The sequence below is a fragment of the Terrisporobacter mayombei genome, from assembly GCF_020748465.1.
GTDB lineage: Bacteria > Bacillota > Clostridia > Peptostreptococcales > Peptostreptococcaceae > Terrisporobacter > Terrisporobacter mayombei.
In genome coordinates this window covers 1-448 of the sequence record NZ_JAHZMP010000246.1, presented here as the reverse complement: position 1 = coordinate 448, position 448 = coordinate 1, and the positions used below count along the sequence as shown (strand labels likewise).

Here is a 448-nt window from a genome sequence, read left to right as displayed (position 1 = left end):
GCCTAAATTTGTACTTATGAAAGGAGGTCCTTTAGATGGAGAAGCGGTAGATATTTTAATTGGGAAAAATATATTTAAAGTTTATAAAAGTGAAAGAATTGATAAAAAAAATACACATGGAACAGGATGCACATTATCTTCTGCAATAACATCTTATCTAGCATTAGGATATGAAATAACAGAAGCAGTAAATTTTAGCAAAATCTCTATAACAGATGCAATAAAAAGAAGCTTTGATATAGGTCATGGAGTAGGACCAGTACATCATTTTTATAAATTTGAATAATAAAAAAATATTGGAGGTAGAATATGTATAATTTAATTAAAGACGTAAAAAAATTAAATCCATTGGTAATTCATTATACTAATAATGTAACTATAAATGATTGTGCTAATGCAACTTTAGCTGTAGGAGCAAGTCCTCTTATGAGTTTTTCATATGAAGAAG

The 448-nt window shown here is 27.5% G+C and carries 2 protein-coding genes; both read left to right on the top strand.

Annotation, left to right across the window (positions count from 1 at the left end):
• A partial coding sequence (locus tag K0039_RS21390) for a bifunctional hydroxymethylpyrimidine kinase/phosphomethylpyrimidine kinase (protein WP_228106900.1) occupies nucleotides 1-286 on the top strand: 286 nt, incomplete at its 5' end.
• 23 nt (nucleotides 287-309) lie between these two features.
• On the top strand, nucleotides 310-448 hold a 139-nt coding region (locus K0039_RS23590; protein ID WP_228106901.1), incomplete at its 3' end, for a hydroxyethylthiazole kinase.